Raw genomic sequence first — 19,215 nt, 5'->3', positions numbered from 1 at the left:
GCTCCTAGTATTAATGCACTAACGAAACCATAAAAATATATTTTACGAAGGCTAATTTGTATTTGATTTTTCACGTCCTATTTCTCCTAAATGAGTGTATTTAAATCCTTTATTATATTTCAATCCGTATCCAAATAATCTGTCCATGGCACTATGTCCTAAAAGAATAATTCCCGCCATAGATATTTTTGGATCTATTGCCGCATAACCAAATGCTATTAAAAATAAAGCAACTCCCTGATGATGAAAAAAATTATAAAACAATGCACCAGTTTTATTTCCTAACAGATAACCCAACATGCTTAAATCGGGCAATAAAATCAATGCGAAGAACAACCACCATTCGTAGCCTATATAGAGAGTCAGCAGAAATGCCATGATAAAAATAGCCAGTTGCTCTAATTTCAGAAGAGTTTTCATGCTATATTAATGTTTAGTCAGTTCCCCTCTGATAGAAGTTGATAATCTCCTTAACAACCTGTCTTTGGGATATTTTCGTCCTAAAAGATACATTAATTTAGTTACAGCAGCCTCAAAAGTCATATCGTATCCATTAACCACTCCCATTCTAAGCAGTTCGCTACTGGTTTCGTATCTTCCCAACTCTACAGATCCTACTTTACATTGAGAAATGTCCAGAATAATTTTGCCCCTTTGAATAGCTGATTCTAATTTATCTAAAAACCATTTTGCTGTTGTCGTATTTCCGGTCCCGAAACTTTCCATAATAATAGCTTCGGCATCTGAGTTAAGGACAACATCTACAATTTCCGGACTAATTCCCGGATACAATTTCAATACACCTATATTATTATTGACATTGGAATGAACTTTAAGAATACAGTTTTCGCATTTCCCAATAGCAACATCATTATATTTAATATGTACACCTGCCTCTACCAACACCGGGTAATTAGGAGATCTGAAAGCTTCGAACTTGGCTGAATTATATTTAAAGGTCCTGTTACCTCTGAATAATTTATTTTCGAAATAAATACAAACTTCGGGAACTCTGGCTCTTCCATCTAATTTTGCAGAAGCAATTTCCAATGCCGTAATAAAATTTTCTTTAGCATCTGTACGAACCTCTGATATAGGCAATTGCGAACCGGTAAAGATTACAGGTTTGGTTAAACCTTCCAGCATAAAACTTAATGCAGAAGCAGTAAACGCCATGGTATCTGAACCATGTAAGATTAAAAAACCATCATGATCTTCATAATTATCCTCTATCAACTTAGCTAAGTAAGCCCAAATCTCAGGAGTCATATTTGAGGAATCTATGATAGGATCAAAAGAATGAATGGTTAGTTTACAATTCATTCTTTTCAATTCAGGCACATTCTCTTCAATCTGCTCGAAGGTAAACGGCTTTAAAGCACCCGTTTCTGGATCGGTTATCATACCAATCGTTCCACCTGTATAAATTACAAATATCTTTGTCATACTATACTTTAAAGCTTGGTCTGTTAAAAAAATATATCTTCAATAATACTTAATATAATGCAAAAAGCTGTTATATACCAAATATTTTGACAGAGTTAGCCGTTGTTATTTCGGCTACCTGTTCTATTGTAGTTTCATAAATTTCGGCTACTTTATCTGCCACATAAATTAAATAGGAGCTTTCGTTTTTCTTGCCTCTGTAAGGAACCGGAGCTAAATACGGAGCATCTGTTTCCAACACTAAATTATCCAGACTAATTTCTTTAAGAACCACATCCAGTCCTGCCTTTTTATAGGTTACTACCCCTCCAATCCCCAAATAGAAATTTAAATCTATAGCTCTTCTAGCCTGTTCGCTATTCCCCGTGAAACAGTGGAAAATCCCTCTTAACTTATCGTCTTTTTCTTCTTCCAGCACTTCAAAAACTTCATCAAAAGCTTCTCTGCAATGTATTACAATAGGTAACCCTAAAGATTTAGCCCAGTTAATCTGCTGTTTAAAAGCAATACGCTGGATTTCTAAAGTAGACTTGTCCCAATACAAATCAATTCCAATTTCTCCAATAGCATAGATTCTTCTATTATTTATAGCTGAGTGTATATTAGCCAGTTCTTCCTGATAATTTGCTTTCACATCACACGGATGCAAACCCAACATAGGAAAACACATCTCCGGATAGGATGCACAAATATCATCTATTAATGTAATTGAATCTGTATTGACATTCGGCAAGAACAATCTGGTAATATGGTTATCTATACATCTCTGGATGACAGATTTCCTGTTTTCCGGATCTTCTTCATAATATATATGAGTATGAGTATCTGTTAATACCATTTTATTTCAGAACTTGATATATGTATCAAAGGTATCCATTCGGTAAGACAATTTGATATGTAAGGGACGAAGAAACTAAAAACAAAAAGTTAAAAGTAACGACCCATCAAGCGTTGATACTAACTACTTGATACCAGATACTTCCAATAATTAATGAACTATATAAAACAAAAAAACCTTTCTGATGGAAAGGTTTTTTTGTTTTTATTTTTTTAGTGATTATGTCCGGCATGCGGATCTGCAGGCGCTGGTGCAGCTGGTACCTGAGCAGCGGCTCCTTTACCAGGAATCACATCTACCAATTCTATTTCAAATACTAGCGGTGTGTAAGGACCTATCATTCCGCCTTGCATTCCGTGTTCTCCGTAAGCCAAATTAGAAGGTATAATAAAGATAGATTTACCACCTTTTTTCATTGTCAATACGCCTTCGTCAAAACCTGGAATTACATTTCCCTGGCCAATAGCTAAATCCAATGTGCTATAAGGCTCTCTTCCCGGATTGTAAATTCCACTCTTTTTAGCTGTCTCGGCAATGCTAGTATCAAATACTTTACCAGAAGTCAATTTTCCTGTATAATGTACTTTAACTGTATCGCCAACTTTCGGCTGAACTCCGGTTCCTTCTTTTTCTGTCACAATCTGTAATCCAGAAGGAAGTTTTTTAGCCTCTAATTTATTTGAAGATATATATTTCTCAATTTTAGGCGCTTCTGCTTTTTGCATTTTCTCACCTTCTGTTTTAAAGAAATCTTGAATCTTTTGTTCAAAAGCCTGCTCGTTAGTAGTGTCTTTCTTAATAATATCTTCTACTTTTAAAGTATAGATAATGTATTTTCCTTTAATACCTTGTGGTCTTGGCTGACCTTTTTTCTCTGCTGAATCGATATCAATTTTAATTGTTGCGCTATCGCCTTTTGATAATTTCATGATAGCGTAGAAAAGATCGCCATCGTACATTGGTTTTGGAACAAATGTTTGCGAAGCTCTTCCCATTTCGTAAGAGTTATACAAAACAGAGTCTGCATCTGTTTTTGCTATAATATTCAGGCTAATGAAGTCTCCTTCTTTAATAGAGTCTCCCGCAGCATGCGTATGTATCTTGTATTCTAAACCTGCAGGTCCTTTTTCGAAACCACCTTGACAAGCTGCAAATCCTAATGCAGCCATACTCATAATTAATATTCCCTTTTTCATTAAAATTTTGATGTTCTTATTTCTTATTCTAAATAAAGGTAATCTTTTAATCCTTTATAGTATTTAACTTTTTTTAACTTCCTAAAAATTTATTGCAATAATAGGGTTTTATATTCAGGCAATATACTTTTAAATTTTTCTACCACCTTTTCTAAAGGCAGGTCAGACTGACCTCCGGCTGCATTTCTATGTCCGCCACCTTCAAAATATCTCTTACAGATTTCATTTGCAGGAAAATCTCCCGTAGACCTAAGAGAAAGTTTCACCCGATCTTCTCTTTCTACGATGAATGCCGCCAAACGAATACCGTTTATAGACAATGCATAATTTACAATTCCTTCAGTTTCCCCTGTCTGGATATCAAATCTTTTAATCTCCTCTCTGGAAATATAAATAATTGCTGTATTGTATTCTCTAAAAACTTCCAATCTGCTGCTCAGGCAATAGCCCAAAAACTTTAATCTGGCTTCTGTAGAATTATCATAAACCAATTGATGAATTCTCCAGTTCTCAGCACCCGCGTCAATTAAATCTGCTACAATTCTGTGCAGCCCAGACGTAACTGTCGGAAACCTGAAAGAGCCAGAATCTGTCATGATACCTGTATACAAACATGTTGCTACATCTTTATTGATGAGCTCACCATCCTTAAGCTCGTTTACAATGAAGTCATAAACTAATTGTGCAGTTGCGCAGGCATTTATACTCCAATGTCTGAAATCATCAAAACCTTCAGGTTCTAAATGATGATCTATCATAATTTTTTTAGCAGAAGACCTTCTTACTTCTTCACCTAATTCGTTAATTCTGGAAAGTGTATTAAAGTCCAGACAAAATATCAGATCTGCTTCTGCTATTAGCTTTTTACTCTCTGTTTCTTTTTCGGTATATATGATTACTTCCGGATTATTAGGCAGCCAATGCAAAAAATAAGGATAATCTGAAGGTGTTATCACTTTTACGTGATGCCCCTTTTGAACGAAATAATTGTATAAGCCCAAAGAAGACCCCATAGCGTCACCATCCGGACGATGATGGGTTGTGATTACTATATTCCTTTGCTCTGTTAATAAAGACTTAAGCGTTTCTAAATCAATCATCAATCGTAAAATTCCTGCGAAGTTACACAATAGATTGGAATATTAGGTGCAATACTTCACGATGTAATTTTAAAAACTTATTTTTGCACTACAAATATAATTATGGCTACTAATAGAACATTTACAATGATTAAACCTGATGCTGTTTCTAACGGGCACATTGGGGCTATTTTAAACGATATTATTGCTGCAGGTTTTAAAATTGTTGCAATGAAATACACCAGATTGACAGCCGAAACTGCAGGCCAGTTTTATGCTGTTCATGCCGAACGTCCTTTTTATGGCGAATTGGTACAATTTATGTCTTCTGGTCCTATCGTAGCCGCTATCTTAGAGAAAGACAATGCGGTTGAAGATTTCAGAAAATTAATAGGTGCTACAGATCCAAGCAAAGCAGAACCTGGAACAATCCGTAATAAATATGCAAAATCCATTGATGCTAATGCAGTTCACGGATCTGATTCCGACGAAAATGCAGAAATAGAAGGTCGTTTCTTCTTCAACGCTTTCGAAAGACATTAATTTAATAAAGATTTTAAGTTTAGTTTTGATGAAACAGCCTTGCCTTATGGTAAGGCTGTTTTTGTTTGAATGAAAGAGACTTTTATCTTTTTCATTAAAAAAAACTTGTTCCTATCTCAAGTGTCAATTCCAGTTCTATCTCATAATTAAAATATCACATCTGAGTAATTATGAAAAAAGTAATTTTTTAGCTGTAACATTGGACAGCGGTACTAGGAAATGGCAAACCATTATTAAAGATTTAAAAGAACGTATAGAATTAAGATTAATTAAAACCAATATTTTTAAATCGGGCGTTGTTCAGCTTATTTACGAACCTAAAAATAAAGTAGAGCATCATTAGTTCGATACCTAATTAGTTATGGCATGGAATTTTAGGTAATGTTGACTATAGTCACTTTATATCTTCTACGTAATAATACAACTATAGATGCAAGCATTAGGAAAACATATCATTTATACGATTGGTCACTCTACACATAGTTTGGATGATTTCCTGAACATATTACAGCATTTTAATATCAAAAATCTGGTAGACGTACGAAGATTCCCGGGATCCCTTAAATTCCCTCAGTTTAATAAAGACAACTTAATAACCATACTGCAAAAAAACGGTATAAATTATACTCATTTAAAGGATTTAGGCGGAAGAAGGAAAGTGGAGAAAGATTCAAAGAACAACCGTTGGCGCAATGATTCATTTCGTGGCTATGCAGATTACATGGAAACGGAAGATTTTAAACAAGCCATAACCGAACTGGAGATTATTGCTTTAAACCAAACAACAGCCTATATGTGTTCCGAAGCCGTTTGGTGGAGATGCCATCGGTCTATGATAGCTGATTATTTAAAAGCAAAAGGCTGGACAGTATTGCATATTATGGCACTCGGAAAAATAGAAGAACATCCTTACACCTCACCTGCAAGAGTAGCCAACAATCGTGTTTTCTATTATGATGAGAATGTGTTTAATCAATAAAAATCTGTTATGGCGACAAAATTTAAAATAGGCGATAAAGTAAGCTGGAACTCCGAAGCCGGACGCGTTTCAGGCACTATCATAAAAGTGCATACCAAAGATTTCGATTATAAAGGTTATACCCATCACGCCACTGAAGACGATCCGCAATTCGAAATTAAAAGCAGCACATCTGATCATATTGCCGCTCATAAAGGCTCCGCACTTACCAAAATTTAATACAGAATACATCTAAGATGTATTCTGTATTAAATTTTATAAAAATTTGCGTAGCTAAATAACTACACTTATATTTGAAGTCAAATAGCTACACAAATGAATTTGAGAAGAGATGTATTTCAGGCAATAGCAGACCCAACTAGAAGAGCTATATTAGTGTTAGTAGCTTCACAGTCTATGACCGCTGGAGCTATTGCTGCTAATTTTGATACTGCAAGACCAACTGTATCGAAACATTTGCAAATTCTCACCCAGTGTGAATTGCTTAAACCAGAACAAAACGGTAGAGAAATCTTCTATCATTTAAATCCCCTAAAAATTAAAGAAATAGCAGATTTTATTGAGCCATTCCGTTTAATGTGGGACGATAGGTTTAATAAATTAGAAGCCATTATGAAAAATTATAAACCAGAGAAATAGCACTTACTATGGAACAAAAAACGAAAATCAATGCTGAGGAAGGCAAACAGGAATTAACAATAACCAGAGAATTTGACTTGCCTTTAGAATTACTGTTTAAAGCCTATGCAGAACCAGAAATTGTAGAACAATGGATGGGAACAAAAGTATTGAAATTAGAAAACAAAGAACATGGAAGCTGGCAGTTTGAAACTTCTCATGCAGGGCAGGTTGTATTTAGTGCAAATGGTGTTATTCTTGAATTTATTCCAAATGAAAAAATAACACGAACTTTCAAAATGGAAAATACGTCTTTTCCTGTCCAATTAGAGTTTTTCGAGTTCGAACAACTCACCGAAAAGACCAGCAAACTCACCATGCAAATAATATTTAAATCTATAGCATTCCGGGATCAGTTACTACAAATGCCTTTTGCTCAGGGGTTGAATATGGCACATAACCGTTTACAAGAAATTCAAAACAATAAAAAATAAAGTGATGAACAAGCGTAATAAAATAATTTATTGGATTGCCACAATTTGGCTTTCATTGGGAATGGTTTCCACCGGTATCGTTCAGATAATTGGCATGAAAGAAGAACTGGAAAAAACTTCTTTAAAGTTAGGTTATCCGGCCTATTTTCTGGTTATCTTAGGCATTTGGAAAATATTAGGTGTGATAGCAGTATTGTTGCCTAAATTTCCACTAGTAAAAGAGTGGGCATATGCCGGTTTTTTCTTCGTAGCTTCTGGAGCTATTATTTCACATCTTATTATAGGCGATGAAGCTAAAGAATTATTTGGCCCTACTCTATTAATTCTCTTAACTATTGTATCCTGGTATTTCAGACCTGCAGACAGAAAAGTTATTTTTAGCTAATCTAAAACAATGAACATAACAAATAACGGTTTTGAAAACAGAGAACTACGTAATGTCAAGCTGCTAAATAGCCCTATAGACCTAGTTTGGGAGGTGTGGACAAATCCCGAGCATATTGTAAATTGGTGGGGACCAAAAGGCTTCACCAATACCATTCACAAAATGGACTTCAAAGAAGGCGGTGAATGGAAATTTACAATGCATAGTGAAAATGGAAAAGATTTTGCAAACAGAAGTATTTTTAAAGAAATTATCCCACATAAGAAAATTGTATTTGAGCATTTCAACCCTCATTTTATGACTACGATTATCTTTGAATCAAGGGATACAGGAACTATAATAGACTGGTCTTTATTATTTGATACAGCAGAAATGCGTGAGATCATTGTAAAAACCCACAAAGCTGATGAAGGACAGAAGGAAAATTTCGAGAAACTTGAAAGCTATCTTTCTTCACTTCGCAAATAAATTATAATAACTAGTTGAATCTATAAATTAACAGAATACAAACTATCAATATGAAAAAATTATCGGCAGAACAACTCGAAGAACTGATTGCCACATTAAAATCCCGCTTTGAGAAAAACATGAAGCGTCACGAAAGCATTAAATGGGATGATGTAGAGACAAAACTTAAAACTCAAACAGAAAAATTGTGGTCGCTTTATGAAATGGAAAGAACCGAAGGCGAGCCTGATGTAGTAGGTTATGACAAAAAATCGGGCGGGTACATTTTTTATGATTGTGCAGCGGAAAGCCCTAAAGGGCGTAGAAGCCTTTGTTATGACCGTGAGGCTTTGGACTCGAGGAAAGAACATAAACCACAAAATAGTGCCATTGACATGGCAACGGATATGGGAATCGAGATCTTAACAGAAGAGCAATACAAAGAACTGCAAAACCTGGGCAAATTTGATTTAAAAACATCAAGCTGGATAAAAACACCGGATGCTATTAGAAAATTAAAGGGAGCACTTTTTTGCGATCGCCGATACGATCATGTCTTCACTTATCACAACGGCGCAGAATCTTATTATGCTGCCAGAGGATTTCGTGGCTCACTTAACGTGTAAATTTATATCTGTTTTCCTACTGCGTCTTTCTTCCGGGATTATCAATAATGAAAGTTCCGGAAGCAAATACCTTAAAGCCATAAACCCGATAAACTTTTGAGATAAAGCCCTAAACCCTGCTCCTAACGAAGCTTTTGATACTACAATTAATTAGTTTATTTTTGCGCCACTAAAAATTCCCAGTATAAAGATGATGTTGGAGCAAGAAATTAATAAAAGAAGAACCTTTGGTATTATTAGCCACCCCGATGCAGGTAAAACTACGCTAACAGAAAAGTTATTACTTTTTGGTGGTGCTATCCAGAAAGCCGGAACGGTGAAAAGGAATAAAGCTGAAAAAACAGCTACTTCCGACTTTATGGAAATAGAGAAACAAAGGGGAATTTCTGTTGCAACTTCTGTAATGGGTTTCGAATACAACGACGCAAAAATCAACATCCTGGATACTCCGGGTCACAAAGATTTTGCAGAAGACACTTACAGAACTTTAACCGCAGTTGACTCTGTTATTCTGGTTATCGACTGTGTAAAAGGGGTAGAGGAGCAAACCAGAAAACTGATGCAAGTTTGTAGAATGCGTAATACTCCTGTTATTGTTTTCATCAATAAAATGGATCGTGAAGGTAAAGATCCCTTTGATTTACTGGAAGAAGTAGAAAAGGAATTGCATATTTCTACCCGTCCATTAAGCTGGCCTATTGGAATGGGTGACAGATTTAAAGGGGTATATCAGCTAAATAATAAGGTTCTGAATCTCTATAGCGCCAATAAGAAAGAAATTGCAGATGACAATATCACTATCAAAGATTTATCTGATCCAAAATTGGACGAGATTATCGGAGAAACGGCTGCAAACAGATTACGCGAAGAATCTGAGCTGGTAGAAGGCGTCTTTGAACCTTTTGATGTTAATCTGTACCGTTCTGGTTATTTAGCACCGGTATTTTTTGGTTCAGCTATTAATAATTTCGGGGTCAAAGAGCTCTTAGAAACATTTATTCAGATTGCTCCTTTTCCACAAGCCCGCGAATCAGATGTCAGAATGATCGCACCTACTGAAAAGAAATTCACAGGATTTATCTTTAAAATACACGCGAATCTTGACCCTAATCACAGGGATAGAATTGCTTTCTGTAGAATTACATCCGGTAAATTTGAAAGAAACACATTCTATCTACACACCAGGTTAAATAAGAAATTGAAATTTGCTTCTCCGACAAGCTTCATGGCAGACACTAAAAGTTTGGTTGAGGAAGCTTACCCTGGTGATGTTATTGGTTTATACGACGCCGGCAATTTTAAAATTGGAGATACTTTAACCGAAGGAGAAAAACTGCAATTCTTGGGTATTCCCAGCTTCTCTCCTGAAATATTCAGAGAACTGGAAAACACCGATCCAATGAAAACCAAGCAGTTGGAAAAAGGGATTATGCAGTTAAGTGACGAAGGCGTTGCTCAGCTGTTTATTGTCAATCCGGGAAACAGAAAAGTAATTGGAACAGTTGGAGAACTCCAATTCGAAGTTATCCAATTCCGTTTGTTACATGAATACGGTGCATCTTGTCAATTTAGAGGGTTAAATTATTCTAAAGCAAGCTGGGTTTCAGCAGAAGATCCGGCAGATATGCAGAATTTTTTAAGAACGCAGGCTTCCAGAATTGGTTTCGATAAAGAAGACAGACCTGTATTTTTCTCTTCTTCTGCATGGGATCTGGAATATACAGCTAAACAATATCCTGCTATTTCATTCCATGATAATTCGGAATGGGATAGATAGTTAAAACGGGTATCCAAAAGTATTTACTCTCAGTATATTCCTTCACTTTGAATTTTGGGAATTATTCCTTTACTTAGCTATACTGCAATATTTAACTAATCAAAAAGGGAGATATTATTTAAAAAATGTAAAGTAGAATAATCCTGCCGACAATTCGGGTACGTACACCTTAATTTAAACCAATGAGAATAAATACAATAAACAAATTTATTTTAGTAAAATGTATTCTGTTTATGAGCATGTCAAATTTATGTTTTGCTCAACAAAATACCTACAAGTTTGAAGACCTTGGAAAACCAATCAGAACTCCATTGACTATCGAATTTGTTACCAGAGATGAAGTTACCGGACCTATAGCCTGGGGAGCTCTGACGGATGCCGAAAAGAACGTACTCGTGGGCGTCCATATGAAAGATGGCCGGTTAATTGAAGTCAATTTAAGTAAATACGGCAAAGCAAATGCGCTTTTACTATTTAAGGCTTCAGAACGTTACATATATATGTTTTCCGGAAAGAATGGTCAGTTTCTAAAATATGACATCCGTTCAAATCAGGTTAAAACAATCGGTGACGAAACCAAAGCTCTTTATTGGATGAAGAAAAGCTTTACCATAGCTCCGGACGGTAAAATTTATGTAGGCACTTATCCTCGGGCATCAGTTGCCATACTTAACCCTCTGAAAGACGAGGTGAAAGTTATCGACAGGGTTTCAACAAATAGTGGTAGTGAATATGTGATCAATCCCGCATCGGACAAAAACGGAATAGTTTATTTTCCTACTGGTATGAAGCATGGTGAACTTTGGTCTTATAATCCTGAAACCGGTGCAAAAAAGCAGATTTTGTCAAAGAAATTAATGTCATACGGGGCAGCTCAAGTTTGGAGGGCTACAGATGGGAATGTATATGGAAAAAAAGGTAACACGACTTTTCTATGTACCGAAGATGAAATAGTTGAAGGAAAAACACTTGAAGCTTTGATTGATACACCAGACAACCTATATGAAGATACTAAAGCTTTATATCTGAATAAGGAAGGAAACCTGGTGACCGAAAGTTCAATATCAAAAAAACAATCGATCATTAAAAGTAGCTTTGAACCAAGTGCACATGAGGTATTTAGTATTGGTGATATTTACAATGGTAAATTGTATGGAAGTGGAATGAAGCCAGGTCATATTTTCACCTATGATATAAACAACGGAAAAATAAATGATTTAGGACATTTAACCCGGGGAAAAGTACAAACCTACGATATCCTTGCTTACGAAAATAAACTTTTTATGAGTAGTTACACCGGTGGCTATGTTGATGTTTTCGCTATGGATGCAAACGGCTTGCCCGCAAGCCCAAAACCAGTCGCAAATTTACACCATATGGCTAAACAAGAAAGATTGGTACAATTAACACTTGGCTCTGATGGTAATATATACAGCCCAACAATACCAATTAAAGGTTTTTTAGGAGGAACTTTGGTGCAAATTGATCCAAAATCACTTAAAACTAAAGTTTTTCAAAATATAGTTCAGAACCAAAGCTTTTTGTCCGTCACAGCTATCAAAGAAACCGGCGAGCTTTTTTTAACATCTTCTGTCCAGGGGGGGTCCAGTGCTAAACCAACAGAAAAAGAAGCAGTAGTTGTTTTATGGAATCCTGCAACTGAACAGGTAACTTATACCGGAAAACCTGTTAAGGGTGCCAGCTCTTATGGAAAAACTGTTCGTGGGAATAACGGATTGATATACGGGTCTGCATCGGATACAATTTATGTGTTTGACCCTATAAACAAGAAATTAACAGCTAAAACCGCGATAGAAAAATCGCTAAATAAGCGGGCAAAGATTGTATTAAGTGAAAGTTTGGGCAAAGATGGCTTTGTATATGGTATAGACAATCAAAATGGACAATTATTTTGTCTGGCCCCGTCTACAAACAAAATAACAATATTAGCTAAAGATGATTCACTGATAGGTGCTCGTTTTGCAGAAGTCAAAGAAGACGGCTATTTATATTATGCGCATCATGCTAAATTAATGAGAGTGCATGTAGGCAAACGTTGATTTAGAACTTAAGAACCTACTGTATTGTAGCAACCCAAATAATACAATACAGTAGAGTTTAAATTTCATTTTATAGTAACCATTTTTCTACACAAACGCTAAAACGGTTATAAAATCTCTCTCGAAGAAACCTTAGTATATCTTTATTTGATACCAGATGCTTTAAACTTCGCAATTCCCGAATCCAAAAACTTAAGATAGCTAACAGCGTCATAATCTGCTCCTTTAGGTTCTACCAATATTTCGCCATTAGTATTTAATAGCACATAATAGGGCTGCGAGTTAGCATTAAATTTTGAAGCTTGAAAATCGCTCCATTTATTACCTATAGTTTTTATTTTTTTGCCGCTGAATGATGATACAATCTGTTCCTCGTACGGCAAAGTAGTCTTATCATCAACATAAAGCTGAATAATGACATAGTCATTCATTAAACGACTGTAAACACTTTTATCTGGCCAAACACTGGCTTCCATTTTCCGGCAATTTACACAAGCATGTCCTGTAAAATCTATCATTACCGGCTTATTTACTTCTTTAGCATAAGCCATACCTTCCTCGTAGTCAAAGAATACATCTAAATTTAGTGGGGCATGGAATATGTCACTATATTTTTTTTGCTTATGATTTTTTTGAATAGTTCTATTTCCACCAGAAAGAGAAGAAGTATATAAATCGAAATCCTGCGTAGCTTGTGGTGGTAAAAATGCAGAGATAGAGCTTAAAGGTGCCCCCCATAGCCCCGGAACCATATAAATTGTAAATGAAAACGTGATGATTGCAAGGAATAATCTTGGAATCGATAAATATTCGACCGGACTATCATGGGAAAACCGAATTTTACCCAACAGGTACAAACCTAATAATCCAAAAATAACAATCCAAAGTACCAAAAATATTTCCCTGTCAAACCAATTCCAATGATAGGCCAAATCTACATTGCTTAAAAACTTAAGTGCCAGCGCCAACTCTAAAAATCCTAAAACTACTTTTACGCTGTTTAACCAACCTCCAGACTTTGGCAGACTTTTTAACCAGCCGGGAAACATGGCAAAAAGTGCAAACGGAATAGCTAAAGCCAGCGCAAAACCAAACATTCCTACGGCTGGCCCCAGTAAATCCCCCATAGAAGCTGCTTGTACCAATAAGGTCCCAATAATTGGCCCCGTACAGGAAAATGAAACCAAGGCAAGAGTTAATGCCATAAAGAATAAACCCGCAAAACCCCTTTGACCAGACTTTTCGTCTACTTTATTTACCCATTTAGATGGAAGCGTAATTTCAAAAGCTCCAAAGAAAGAAACTGCAAAAACCACCAACAATAAGAAAAAAACGAAATTAAAAATCCCGTTGGTAGAAAGTTCATTAAGCGCATCAGCACCAAATAAAACAGTTACCAATAACCCCAAAATTACATATATGGCAATAATTGAGATCCCATAAATAAGCGCCTGGCTTACAGATTTCGCTTTTGAATGGCTTTTCTTAGTAAAGAAACTGACAGTAAGTGGCAACATAGGAAAGATGCAAGGCATCAATAAAGCTGCAAAACCTCCTAAAAAACCAGCAATAAATATAGCCCAAAGAGATTTTGTTTGCTCTTCTTTGGCTATTACAATATTCTTTTCTTCCAGATTTCCAACCGGTTGTTCCTTTACACTTGTATCTTCCGGGCGATTTACAGAAACGGAATCCACACCAGATGCATTTTCATCTATTTCTACGAATTCCAGATCGTCAAAAGAAACAGTATCCGTTATTTGTGCCTGAATATTTCCCAAAAAAAAGAAAGAAAGCAACAATACAACTATACCGGAACAAAATTTTGGTTTCATGGTTGATATATTATTTAACCACTATACTAAATTCAACTTCTTTAGGCGGCAAACATTGTTTATCATTACAAGCCATATATTCAAGTGTACCTTTTACAACGGTTTCTTTTGCATTTAGCTTGACTTTTTGCTGGAATACAACTGAATTATGAAAATAAGAAACATTCATATTGAAAGTTTTCTCAAACTTGGATAAAGGCTTAGGCTCAATTGTTTTTCCTGTCAGACTATACGCTTTTGCCGGAACAAACTTGAAACTCGTTGGCACAGGTCCACCGTCCTCTACATACTGAGAGTATATATTCCATCCCGGTTGAATAGTAGCTTTTAAGAAAATTACAGCTTCCTTATCGTTAATTTTTTTTGACGCATAACTCCATTTTACCGGATTCAATATTTGGGCCTGAGTATCTATCGCGAAAAACACTAATAATACTGCTAATATATTTTTCATCTGGACTAAATTTATTTATAACGCAATAAAAACTGCGAACTATACAATGCCTGCAATTTAGCTTATTTGTTTGAAATAGCCTTTTTTAAGGATAAAATTTTAGTTACACATAGTCGTAAAAACGTAAAATCTTAAAAAGTAACAAACAGATTTTTAAAAAAACAACAGTTATAACTTCTATTTATAGAAATACTACAATACTTGGTATAAAAATGTATCAAATAATTTTTACATTAGGTTCTATTATTAATCTAATCCATTGAATGAAGGTAATCTTATCTATTGATGGGGGCGGAATAAAGGGAATTATTCCGGGGATGGTTTTAGTTAGTCTGGAAGAGAGATTAAGATATAAAACCAAAAATCCAAAAGCTTCCATAACAGATTATTTTGACTTTTACGCAGGTACCAGTACCGGAGGTATATTAACCAGCTTATTGCTGTGCCCTTCTGATGAAGATCCAACCCGACCTAAGTTTTCTGCTCAGGAAGCATTAGACTTATATTTGCAACATGGTTCGGAAATTTTTCAGGCTACCGGATTCAAAAAGATATTGGCCAATTTTGGTTGGGTTACTGAAAAATATAATGACAAGGCTTGGGAAGCTATTTTAGAAACATATTTTAAAGAGACCAAGTTAAGTGAACTCATTAAACCCTGCATTATTACTGCTTATAATATAGAATTAAGAAAAGCACATTTTTTCAGACAAAGTACTGCAAAATCCAGAGGAACACATCGCGATTTTTATGTTAAAGATGTTTGCAGAGCTACCTCTGCTGCTCCTACTTATTTCAGCGTAGCAGAGATTTACTCTTTAGCGGGTGTAAGATATCCACTTTTAGACGGCGGTATTTTCGCTACAAATCCAACATTAAGTGCATTCGTAGAAATAAAAAAAGATCCTGGAGAGGTGGTAACTAAAGATGTTTATATACTTTCTCTGGGAACAGGAATTTCTAAAAAATCTTATGACAGCGATGAAATCAGACAAACAAAAGCACTTTTTGTAGTTCCGGCTTTATTGGATATGATGATGAGCGGCGCTACAGAAATCAGCCATTTTTATATGATGCAAATCTGCGCGTTTTTAGGCATATCCAAACAATATATCAGATTAGAACCAAAAGACATGCAAAGTGTTGATGAGAGTTTAGACGCTGCAAGCCCAAAGAATATAAAAAAACTGGTCTCTCTCGCCGATAGACTCATCAGCGAAAGAAATTTATTGCTTGATAGAATTGTAGACAAGCTAATTGATTTAAGAAAACATCCTGAGGAGTTGAAGATTTGATAACTACCTTTCCAGCGAAGTAAATTTATTCCAAAAGCCATCTTTAGGCAGAGGAGCTTCTATAGTAATTTTTTCTTTCTTCACCGGATGAATAAATTCCAGTTTTTTAGCATGCAGAGAAATACTTTTCGTCCGGCTTCCTCTGGGATATCCATATTTATTATCGCCAACAATGGGACTTCCTAAACTAGCTAACTGCACTCGTATTTGATGTGGTCTACCTGTAATAGGATCTACTTCAATCACATAATACCCATCAATATGACCAATAACTTTAAAGTTTAGTTCGGCCCGTTGGCCTTTTGCCACTTCATGATTATAGGCAGTTGTAATATTTTTTTTAGGATTTTTAACTAACCAGTGTACCAGATTGCCATTCATTTTGGAAGGCTTATTTTTAACCACAGCCCAATAGGTTTTATTCATCTCCCGCTCCTTAAACATTTTGTTTATCCTGTCTAACGATTTAGATGTTTTTGCAAACAGAATTACCCCACTAACAGGCCTGTCCAGTCTATGCACTACGCCTAAAAAAGCGCCATTCGGCTTCTTGTATTTCTCAGCTATATAAGTCTTAACCATTTCGTCCAGAGACTTATCACCCGTATCATCAACCTGTACTATCCAGCCTGCCTTCTTATATACCGCTATCAAATGGTTATCCTCATAAAGGATATCTTTATCAGTTACAGCGTAAAAGTCCTGTTCCATTGTGCAAATTTAAGGTTTTAAGTTTGAAGACGGGAGACCGAAGTCTGATTGTCCGTAAACCAAGAGTGTTTAAAGTAGTATAACGGATTAATGATCAATTTACCTATATACTAGTACTGCTCTTTCTCGCCAGGAAAATCGTTGCTTTTCACATCAGAAATGTATCCTTCTACCGCTCCTTTTATCTGTTCATACAAATTTAAATACTGGCGTAGAAATCTAGGTCTGAAACCTTTTGTTAAGCCCAACATATCATTTACTACCAGAACTTGTCCATCGCAATGACTTCCTGCTCCAATACCTATAGTTGGAATATTTAAGCTTTCTGAGACTTCCTTGCCTAATAACGCTGGTATTTTTTCCATTACAATCGCAAAGCATCCGGCTTCCTGCAAAGCCAATGCATCAGATCTCAATTTATTCGCCTCCGCTTCCTCTTTTGCCCTTACGGTATAAGTTCCAAATTTATAAATAGACTGGGGAGTTAAGCCCAAGTGCCCCATTACAGGAATTCCGGCGGTAATAATCCGTTGCACAGAATCTACTATTTCGATGCCTCCTTCAAGCTTTACACCATGTGCACCAGATTCTTTCATGATCCTGATAGCAGAATTTAACGCTTCTTTAGAATTACCCTGATAAGAGCCAAATGGTAAATCGACCACCACAAAAGCCCTTTTCGCAGCTCGAACAACAGATGCCGCATGATAAATCATCTGATCTAACGTTATAGGCAAAGTAGTTTCATGTCCGGCCATTACGTTAGAGGCGGAGTCGCCAACTAATAAAACGTCTAATCCCGCATCATCCAAAATCGTCGCCATAGAATAGTCGTAGGCAGTCAGCATAGCAATACGCTCGCCCTTTTGTTTCATTTCCTGCAAACTAAAAGTGGTTACTCTTTTTACTTCTTTATGTACAGACATGCTCGTGTAATTTTAAGGATTAACAAATACAAAACTGTTAAACTAGGGCAAAGGTAGAAAATTGAATGTATTATATTTTTAATTATCCATCTAAATGCAGGCTTTCTAACGTATAAATGCGTTAGTCGAAGCGTTAGTGTCATCATTTTTACATATTCAAAAAATACTTCAAATATTATTGCAAAAATTTATTGGAAATGCATTAAATTTGCACTCCGATATGAAAAATAAGAAAGCTCTTATTTCAAGATTAAGATTCGGAAGATTTATTTCCCATCCTTCTTTTTTTCAGAACCACCAGAATTTTATTTATTTAAAATATATCGATCAGTAATGAACGCAAATTACACCAAACTACCAGCGGTACTTTTATTAGCAGACGGCACTGTTTTTCATGGAAAAGCTGCCGGAAAAATAGGTACAACTGCTGGCGAAATCTGTTTTAATACAGGTATGACCGGATATCAGGAGATATTTACAGATCCTTCTTATTATGCCCAAATTATGGTAACTACCAATGCTCATATTGGTAACTACGGTATTCACTCAGACGAGATTGAATCTGGGAATATAAAAATAGCCGGATTAGTTTGTAAAAATTTCAATATTGATTACAGCAGAAAGCAGGCGGATAAATCTATTCAGGATTATTTTCAGGAAGAAAACATCGTAGGTATATCAGATATTGATACTCGTCAATTAGTAAGATATATCAGAGATAAAGGTGCAATGAATGCTATAATCTCTTCTGAAATAACTGACATAGACGAATTGAAAGCCAGATTAGCAGAAGTTCCTTCCATGGAAGGGCTCGAACTTTCTTCTGTAGTAAGCACAAAAGAGCCTTATACTTATGGCGATGAAAACTCAGCACTAAGAGTCGCTGTTTTAGATTTGGGTATTAAGAAGAATATTTTAAGAAATTTCGAGAAGAGAGGTGTATTCGCAAAGGTTTTTCCAGCTAAAACATCTTTTGAAGAAATGGAAAAATTCAATCCGAACGGATATTTCATCAGTAATGGTCCTGGCGATCCGGCAGCAATGCCTTATGCGATAGAAACTGTTAAGGATGTCCTAAACTCTGAAAAACCTATGTTCGGTATTTGCTTAGGACACCAATTATTGGCTTTGGCAAATGGAATTGGTACAATGAAAATGTTTAACGGACATCGTGGAATTAACCATCCGGTGAAAAACATTATTAAAGACCACTGTGAAGTAACTTCTCAAAACCACGGTTTTGGTGTTATACCAGAACAGGTTAAAAATTCAGACAAAGTTGAAATTACACATATCAACCTTAACGATCAATCAATAGAAGGAATCAGAGTTAAAGGAAAAAACGCATTTTCGGTTCAGTATCACCCCGAATCTTCCCCAGGTCCACATGATTCAAGATATCTTTTCGATGATTTCGTTGAGATGATGAAGTAAGCATATTAGAAAGCCGGATTTTAATTCCGGCTTTTTTATTTTATGTATCCCAGAAATAGAGGATTTTTTGGT

Annotated in this window: 22 protein-coding genes; 13 read left to right on the top strand and 9 right to left on the bottom strand. The window is 35.8% G+C overall.

Going from position 1 to position 19,215, the window contains the following annotated elements:
• Positions 1-51: 51 nt before the first annotated feature.
• The 5 genes from ABWO41_RS05360 to ABWO41_RS05340 all read right to left on the bottom strand — a co-directional run bounded on the left by ABWO41_RS05360 (position 52) and on the right by ABWO41_RS05340 (position 4,580).
• Positions 52-420 carry a DUF4260 domain-containing protein gene (locus ABWO41_RS05360; RefSeq protein ID WP_353134583.1) on the bottom strand — a complete coding sequence of 123 codons (369 nt, stop codon included), beginning with the start codon at positions 418-420 and terminating at the stop codon, positions 52-54.
• 6 nt (positions 421-426) lie between these two features.
• Positions 427-1,446 carry an asparaginase gene (locus ABWO41_RS05355; RefSeq protein ID WP_353134580.1) on the bottom strand — a complete coding sequence of 340 codons (1,020 nt, stop codon included), beginning with the start codon at positions 1,444-1,446 and terminating at the stop codon, positions 427-429.
• Positions 1,447-1,516: 70 nt separating this feature from the next.
• Complete coding sequence (locus tag ABWO41_RS05350) at positions 1,517-2,284, bottom strand: TatD family hydrolase (protein ID WP_353134578.1); 768 nt, start codon at positions 2,282-2,284, stop codon at positions 1,517-1,519.
• Between the two features lie 212 nt (positions 2,285-2,496).
• Positions 2,497-3,480, bottom strand: a complete 984-nt coding sequence (locus tag ABWO41_RS05345) for an FKBP-type peptidyl-prolyl cis-trans isomerase (protein WP_353134575.1) — start codon at positions 3,478-3,480, stop codon at positions 2,497-2,499.
• Between the two features lie 89 nt (positions 3,481-3,569).
• Positions 3,570-4,580, bottom strand: a complete 1,011-nt coding sequence (locus ABWO41_RS05340) for a DHH family phosphoesterase (RefSeq protein WP_353134572.1) — start codon at positions 4,578-4,580, stop codon at positions 3,570-3,572.
• Between the two features lie 102 nt (positions 4,581-4,682).
• Here ABWO41_RS05340 and ABWO41_RS05335 point away from each other — a divergent pair, with 102 nt between their 5' ends.
• From ABWO41_RS05335 to ABWO41_RS05285, 11 genes are all read left to right on the top strand, one after another.
• Positions 4,683-5,102, top strand: a complete 420-nt coding sequence (locus ABWO41_RS05335; RefSeq protein ID WP_353134569.1) for a nucleoside-diphosphate kinase — start codon at positions 4,683-4,685, stop codon at positions 5,100-5,102.
• 199 nt (positions 5,103-5,301) lie between these two features.
• Complete coding sequence (locus ABWO41_RS05330; RefSeq protein WP_353134566.1) at positions 5,302-5,445, top strand: hypothetical protein; 144 nt, start codon at positions 5,302-5,304, stop codon at positions 5,443-5,445.
• 87 nt (positions 5,446-5,532) lie between these two features.
• Positions 5,533-6,081, top strand: coding sequence for a DUF488 domain-containing protein (locus tag ABWO41_RS05325; protein ID WP_353134563.1), 549 nt, complete (start codon positions 5,533-5,535; stop codon positions 6,079-6,081).
• A 9-nt stretch (positions 6,082-6,090) separates the two neighbouring features.
• Positions 6,091-6,300, top strand: coding sequence for a hypervirulence associated TUDOR domain-containing protein (locus ABWO41_RS05320; RefSeq protein WP_353134560.1), 210 nt, complete (start codon positions 6,091-6,093; stop codon positions 6,298-6,300).
• 96 nt (positions 6,301-6,396) lie between these two features.
• The gene (locus tag ABWO41_RS05315) at positions 6,397-6,720 is read left to right on the top strand and encodes an ArsR/SmtB family transcription factor (protein ID WP_353134557.1); all 324 of its coding nucleotides are present in this window, start codon (positions 6,397-6,399) and stop codon (positions 6,718-6,720) included.
• Positions 6,721-6,728: 8 nt separating this feature from the next.
• Positions 6,729-7,193: an SRPBCC family protein gene (locus tag ABWO41_RS05310; RefSeq protein WP_353134554.1), complete on the top strand. Its 465-nt coding sequence runs from the start codon at positions 6,729-6,731 to the stop codon at positions 7,191-7,193.
• Positions 7,194-7,197: 4 nt separating this feature from the next.
• Positions 7,198-7,578, top strand: coding sequence for a DoxX family protein (locus ABWO41_RS05305; RefSeq protein WP_353134551.1), 381 nt, complete (start codon positions 7,198-7,200; stop codon positions 7,576-7,578).
• A 9-nt stretch (positions 7,579-7,587) separates the two neighbouring features.
• Positions 7,588-8,046, top strand: coding sequence for an SRPBCC domain-containing protein (locus ABWO41_RS05300; RefSeq protein WP_353134548.1), 459 nt, complete (start codon positions 7,588-7,590; stop codon positions 8,044-8,046).
• Positions 8,047-8,096: 50 nt separating this feature from the next.
• Positions 8,097-8,651: a DUF4256 domain-containing protein gene (locus tag ABWO41_RS05295; protein WP_353134546.1), complete on the top strand. Its 555-nt coding sequence runs from the start codon at positions 8,097-8,099 to the stop codon at positions 8,649-8,651.
• Positions 8,652-8,844: 193 nt separating this feature from the next.
• A complete protein-coding gene (locus ABWO41_RS05290) occupies positions 8,845-10,428 on the top strand; it encodes a peptide chain release factor 3 (protein WP_353134586.1) in 1,584 nt (527 codons plus the stop codon).
• A 233-nt stretch (positions 10,429-10,661) separates the two neighbouring features.
• The gene (locus tag ABWO41_RS05285) at positions 10,662-12,488 is read left to right on the top strand and encodes a hypothetical protein (RefSeq protein WP_353134544.1); all 1,827 of its coding nucleotides are present in this window, start codon (positions 10,662-10,664) and stop codon (positions 12,486-12,488) included.
• Between the two features lie 143 nt (positions 12,489-12,631).
• Here the strand turns inward: ABWO41_RS05285 and ABWO41_RS05280 are convergent, their stop codons facing one another.
• Positions 12,632-14,323 (bottom strand): protein-disulfide reductase DsbD family protein, encoded by a 1,692-nt coding sequence (locus tag ABWO41_RS05280; protein WP_353134541.1) that lies wholly within the window; start codon positions 14,321-14,323, stop codon positions 12,632-12,634.
• Between the two features lie 10 nt (positions 14,324-14,333).
• Positions 14,334-14,777, bottom strand: coding sequence for a protein-disulfide reductase DsbD domain-containing protein (locus tag ABWO41_RS05275; protein ID WP_353134538.1), 444 nt, complete (start codon positions 14,775-14,777; stop codon positions 14,334-14,336).
• Positions 14,778-15,040: 263 nt separating this feature from the next.
• On the opposite strand from ABWO41_RS05275, the gene ABWO41_RS05270 reads away from it, so the two are divergent.
• On the top strand, positions 15,041-16,072 hold the full coding sequence (locus ABWO41_RS05270) for a patatin-like phospholipase family protein (protein ID WP_353134535.1): 1,032 nt from the start codon (positions 15,041-15,043) through the stop codon (positions 16,070-16,072).
• A 3-nt stretch (positions 16,073-16,075) separates the two neighbouring features.
• On the opposite strand, the gene ABWO41_RS05265 is transcribed toward ABWO41_RS05270, so the two are convergent.
• Together ABWO41_RS05265 and panB are read right to left on the bottom strand one after the other, a co-directional pair.
• On the bottom strand, positions 16,076-16,783 hold the full coding sequence (locus ABWO41_RS05265) for an RluA family pseudouridine synthase (RefSeq protein ID WP_353134532.1): 708 nt from the start codon (positions 16,781-16,783) through the stop codon (positions 16,076-16,078).
• A gap of 110 nt (positions 16,784-16,893) precedes the next feature.
• Complete coding sequence (panB, locus tag ABWO41_RS05260; RefSeq protein WP_353134529.1) at positions 16,894-17,709, bottom strand: 3-methyl-2-oxobutanoate hydroxymethyltransferase; 816 nt, start codon at positions 17,707-17,709, stop codon at positions 16,894-16,896.
• A gap of 333 nt (positions 17,710-18,042) precedes the next feature.
• Here panB and carA point away from each other — a divergent pair, with 333 nt between their 5' ends.
• Complete coding sequence (gene carA, locus ABWO41_RS05255; protein ID WP_353134526.1) at positions 18,043-19,143, top strand: glutamine-hydrolyzing carbamoyl-phosphate synthase small subunit; 1,101 nt, start codon at positions 18,043-18,045, stop codon at positions 19,141-19,143.
• The last annotated feature ends 72 nt before the right edge of the window (positions 19,144-19,215 follow it).

The sequence above is a fragment of the Pseudopedobacter sp. genome (assembly GCF_040392825.1).
Taxonomy (GTDB): Bacteria; Bacteroidota; Bacteroidia; order Sphingobacteriales; family Sphingobacteriaceae; genus Pseudopedobacter.
Note: the sequence above shows the minus strand (reverse complement) of the source record. Positions and strands in the feature narration are given on the sequence as shown.